General features: G+C 67.1%; 6 protein-coding genes. All 6 read right to left on the bottom strand.

The window, feature by feature from the left end; all coding sequences use genetic code 11:
- Nucleotides 1–133 precede the first annotated feature (133 nt).
- Nucleotides 134–1,447 carry an NADH-quinone oxidoreductase subunit NuoF gene (gene nuoF / locus RDU12_RS13190; protein ID WP_300290219.1) on the bottom strand — a complete coding sequence of 438 codons (1,314 nt, stop codon included), beginning with the start codon at nucleotides 1,445–1,447 and terminating at the stop codon, nucleotides 134–136.
- A 2-nt stretch (nucleotides 1,448–1,449) separates the two neighbouring features.
- Nucleotides 1,450–1,680 (bottom strand): hypothetical protein, encoded by a 231-nt coding sequence (locus tag RDU12_RS13185; protein ID WP_300290218.1) that lies wholly within the window; start codon nucleotides 1,678–1,680, stop codon nucleotides 1,450–1,452.
- Nucleotides 1,677–1,946, bottom strand: coding sequence for a hypothetical protein (locus RDU12_RS13180; protein WP_300290217.1), 270 nt, complete (start codon nucleotides 1,944–1,946; stop codon nucleotides 1,677–1,679). Before RDU12_RS13180 ends, RDU12_RS13185 begins: the two co-directional genes overlap by 4 nt.
- On the bottom strand, nucleotides 1,943–2,605 hold the full coding sequence (gene nuoE, locus RDU12_RS13175; protein WP_308685040.1) for an NADH-quinone oxidoreductase subunit NuoE: 663 nt from the start codon (nucleotides 2,603–2,605) through the stop codon (nucleotides 1,943–1,945). The genes RDU12_RS13180 and nuoE overlap by 4 nt, the downstream gene beginning before the upstream one ends.
- Entirely contained in the window at nucleotides 2,602–3,867 is a 1,266-nt protein-coding gene (locus RDU12_RS13170) for an NADH-quinone oxidoreductase subunit D (RefSeq protein WP_300290215.1), read from the bottom strand. The genes nuoE and RDU12_RS13170 overlap by 4 nt, the downstream gene beginning before the upstream one ends.
- Nucleotides 3,867–4,303: NADH-quinone oxidoreductase subunit C (locus RDU12_RS13165; RefSeq protein WP_308685039.1), on the bottom strand; the 437-nt coding region annotated here is incomplete at its 5' end. The genes RDU12_RS13165 and RDU12_RS13170, both read right to left, overlap by 1 nt.

The following is a 4,303-nucleotide window of genomic DNA, read 5'->3' as shown; positions in this document are numbered from 1 at the left end:
GCCGGAGCGGCGTCGGTCTCCGCCGGCGCGGCGGACACCGTCTCGGCCGGAGTCGGCGCGGGTTGGTTCGCCCGCTCGCCGCAGGCGGCGAGGGCGAAGGGCGCCAGCATCAGGACGGCGGTCAGGCGCATCGTCACTCCGCCGCGATCGCGTGGCCGGCGAAATTCGCGCGGCGGCTGCGGTAGGAGGCGATGCGCTCCTCGATCTCGTGGCGGAAATGCCGGATCAGGCCCTGAACCGGCCAAGCCGCGGCGTCGCCGAGGGCGCAGATGGTGTGGCCTTCGACCTGGCCGGCGACGTCCAGCAGCAGGTCGATCTCGGACGGATCGGCCTCGCCGATGGCCATCCGCTCCAGCACCCGCCACATCCAGCCGGTGCCCTCGCGGCACGGCGTGCACTGGCCGCAGCTCTCGTGCTTGTAGAAATAGCTGATGCGGGCGATGGCGCGGACCAGATCGGTCGAATTGTCCATCACGATCACCGCCGCGGTGCCGAGGCCCGAACGCATGTCGCGCAGGCTGTCGAAATCCATCAGGGCGGTTTCCGACATCTCGCGGGTGATCAGCGGCACGGACGAGCCGCCCGGGATCACGGCCTTGAGATTGTCCCAGCCGCCGCGCACGCCGCCGCAGTGCTCTTCCAGCAGCTGCTTCAGCGGGATCGACATCGCCTCTTCGACATTGCACGGCCGGTTCACGTGGCCGCTGATGGTCATCAGCTTGGTGCCGGTGTTGTTCGGCCGGCCGAAGCCCGCGAACCACTCCGCCCCGCGGCGCAGGATCGTGCCGACGACGGCGATCGACTCGACGTTGTTGACCGTGGTCGGGCAGCCGTACAGGCCCGCGCCGGCCGGGAACGGCGGCTTCAGCCGCGGCTGGCCCTTCTTGCCCTCCAGGCTTTCCAGCAGGGCCGTCTCCTCGCCGCAGATATAGGCCCCGGCGCCGTGGTGGATGTAGACGTCGAAATCCCAGCCGTGGACGTTGTTCTTGCCGATCAGCTTCGCGTCATAGGCCTGCTTGACCGCGGCCTCCATGCGCTCGCGCTCCAGCACATATTCGCCGCGCAGATAGATGTAGCAGGCGTGCGCCTGCATCGCGAAGCTGGCGATCAGGCAACCCTCGATCAGCAGCTGCGGATCGTGGCGCATGATCTCCCGGTCCTTGGCGGTGCCGGGCTCCGACTCGTCGGCGTTGACCACCAGATAGTGCGGGCGGTCCTTCAGCTCCTTGGGCATGAAGGACCACTTCAGACCGGTCGAGAAACCGGCGCCGCCCCGGCCGCGCAGGCCCGAGTTCTTGACGTTGGCGATGATCCAGTCGCGCCCGAGGTCGAGCATGTCCTTCGTGGCGTTCCACGCGCCGCGTTTCTTCGCCCCTTCGAGGCCCCAGTCCTGGAGCCCGTAGAGGTTGGTGAAGATGCGATCCTTGTCTTCGAGGATTCCGACCATGGTCAGTTCAGGTCTCCACGCCGGCTCTCGGCCTTGCTGAGATTGTTGCGGCCCCACACGAAGATGCCGAGTCCGACCACGATAAGCAGTCCGCCGACCCCCGCGAGGACCGTCTGGTCGCTGTCGCCCAGCATGCCGTTCAGCGCCGCCGTGGCCAGGACGACGCCGACGACCATGTCGGCGAGCCCGGCCCACACCATGACCATCCAGTTGATGGGCTTCTGACCGTTCATCGATCCATCTCCTGCATGCGCCGGCGGTGATACCGCGTGCGCAGGAAGATGGCGGCCAGCATCAGGGCCCAGCCGAAGGCCAGCGCCGCGTAGCCGAGCCACTGGATCGCGGGCCCGGCCGGACCGGCCACGGTCCCGCCCCAGACGGCCACGGCGCCGAGGATGACGAGGGCGAAGCCCGCCAGCCGCTGGTTGCGGCCGACCATGCGCAGTTCCGCGCGGTACTGCGCGACCTTGCCGTCGTCGGAGAGATCCGGACGCGTCATGCCGGGACCGGATCGCTGTTGGGCAGCTTGTCGATCTTCGCCGCGGCCGAGCCGTCATACAGCTTCGGATCGGTCAGGGTCAGGGCCCCGCCTTCCGGTTCCGAGCTGTGCCGGCCGACCCGCGACCCCGGCTTGGGTTTCTTGCCGGCGGCGAAGTCGTCGATGATCTGGGCCATGTTCTCGGGCGTCAGGTCTTCGAAATAGTAGTCGTTGATCATCGCCATCGGCGCATTGGCGCAGGCGCCGAGGCACTCGACCTCTTCCCAGGTGAACCGGCCGTCGGCGCTCACCGTCTGCTTCGGCCCGATCTTGTCCTTGCAGACCTTCATCAGGTCCCCCGCCCCGCGCAGCATGCACGGCGTCGTGCCGCACACCTGGATAAGCGCAGCAGAACCAACGGGTTCGAGCATGAACATGGTGTAGAAGGTCGCCACCTCCAGCACCCGGATGTAGGGCATGCCCAGCAGTTCGCCGATGGCGCGGATGGCGGGCTCGGAGACCCAGCCTTCCTGCTTCTGGACCAGCCACAGGATCGGGATCACCGCCGACTGGCGGCGGTCGGCGGGGTATTTGGCGATCCACCAGTCGGCCTTCGCCTTCGTCGCCTTGGAGAAGGCGAACGAGGCGGGCTGTTCCTTGGCGAGACGACGAACGCTCATCGGTCCACTTCTCCGAACACGATATCCAGCGAGCCCAGGATGGCGCTCACGTCGGCCAGCATGTGGCCGCGGTTCATCCAGTCCATGGCCTGTAGATGTCGGAAGCCCGGGGCCGAGATCTTGACCCGGTACGGCTTGTTGCTGCCGTCACTGACCAGGTAGATCCCGAACTCGCCCTTGGGCGCCTCGACCGAGGCGTAGACCTCGCCTTCCGGCGTGCGGAAGCCCTCGGTGTAGAGCTTGAAGTGGTGGATCAGCGATTCCATCGACCGCTTCATCTCGCCCCGACGCGGCGGCACGATCTTGTTGTCCTCGGTGATGACCGGCTCGCCGGGGCAATTGCGCAGCTTGTGGATGCACTGCTCCATGATCCGCACCGACTGCTTCATCTCCTCGATGCGGCACAGGTAGCGGTCCCAGCAGTCGCCGTTCTTGCCCACGGCGATGTCGAACTCGAGATCGGCGTAGCACTCGTACGGCTGCGACTTGCGCAGGTCCCACGGGATGTCCGAGCCGCGCAGCATGACGCCGGTGAAGCCCCACTCCAGCGCCTGCTGTTTGGTGACCACGCCGATGTCGACGTTGCGCTGCTTGAAGATGCGGTTCTCGGTGACGAGGGACTCGATGTCCTTCAGCGCCGCCGGAAACTCCAGGCACCAGCGGCCGATGTCGTCGATCAGGTCGGGCGACAGGTCCTGATGCACCCCGCCCGGACGGAAATAGTTGGCGTGCAGACGGGCGCCCGAGGCGCGCTCGTAGAACACCATCAGCTTCTCGCGTTCCTCGAAGCCCCACAGCGGCGGCGTCAGGGCGCCGACGTCCATGGCCTGGGTGGTCACGTTCAGCAGGTGCGAGAGGATGCGGCCGATCTCGGAATACAGCACCCGGATCAGCTGACCGCGGTACGGCACGTCCATGCCCAGCAGCTTCTCGATGGCCAGGCAGAAGGCGTGCTCCTGGTTCATCGGCGCGACGTAGTCGAGGCGGTCCAGGTAGGGGATGTTCTGGAGGTAGGTGCGCGCCTCCATCAGCTTCTCGGTGCCGCGGTGCAGCAGGCCGATATGCGGGTCGACGCGAGTGACCAGCTCGCCGTCGAGCTCCAGCACCAGACGCAGCACGCCGTGCGCCGCCGGGTGCTGCGGGCCGAAATTGATCGTGAATTTGCGGTCGTCGAGCGCGCGCGCGTGCTCGGTGCGGCCGTCGTGCTCGTCGTCGAACACGCTCGCGCCGAGCGGCGGCGGGAGGGTGGAGGAATCAGCCATCAGCCGGTCACCTTCTCGTCGCCCGGCAGCACCGGGGCCGGATAGTCCGCGCCTTCCCAGGGCGACTCGAAATCGAAATTGCGGAACTCCTGGGTCAGCTTGACCGGTTCGTAGACCACCCGCTTCTGCTCGTCGTCGTAGCGGACCTCGACATAGCCGGTCATCGGGAAGTCCTTGCGCAGCGGATGTCCCTGGAAGCCGTAGTCGGTCAGCAGCCGGCGCAGGTCCGGGTGGTCCGAGAACAGCATGCCGTACATGTCGAACGCCTCGCGCTCGAACCAGTCGGCGCAGGGGAAGACCGACACGGCGCTCGGCACGGGCTGGCGCTCGTCGGTCGTGACCTTGACGCGGACCCGGGCGTTCCGGGTCAGGGACAGCAGGTGATAGACCACCTCGAAGCGCGGCTCTCGTCCCGGATAATCCACCGCCGTGATGT

It is taken from the genome of Brevundimonas sp. (assembly GCF_031082345.1).
Classification (GTDB): domain Bacteria; phylum Pseudomonadota; class Alphaproteobacteria; order Caulobacterales; family Caulobacteraceae; genus Brevundimonas.
Note: the sequence above shows the minus strand (reverse complement) of the source record. Positions and strands in the feature narration are given on the sequence as shown.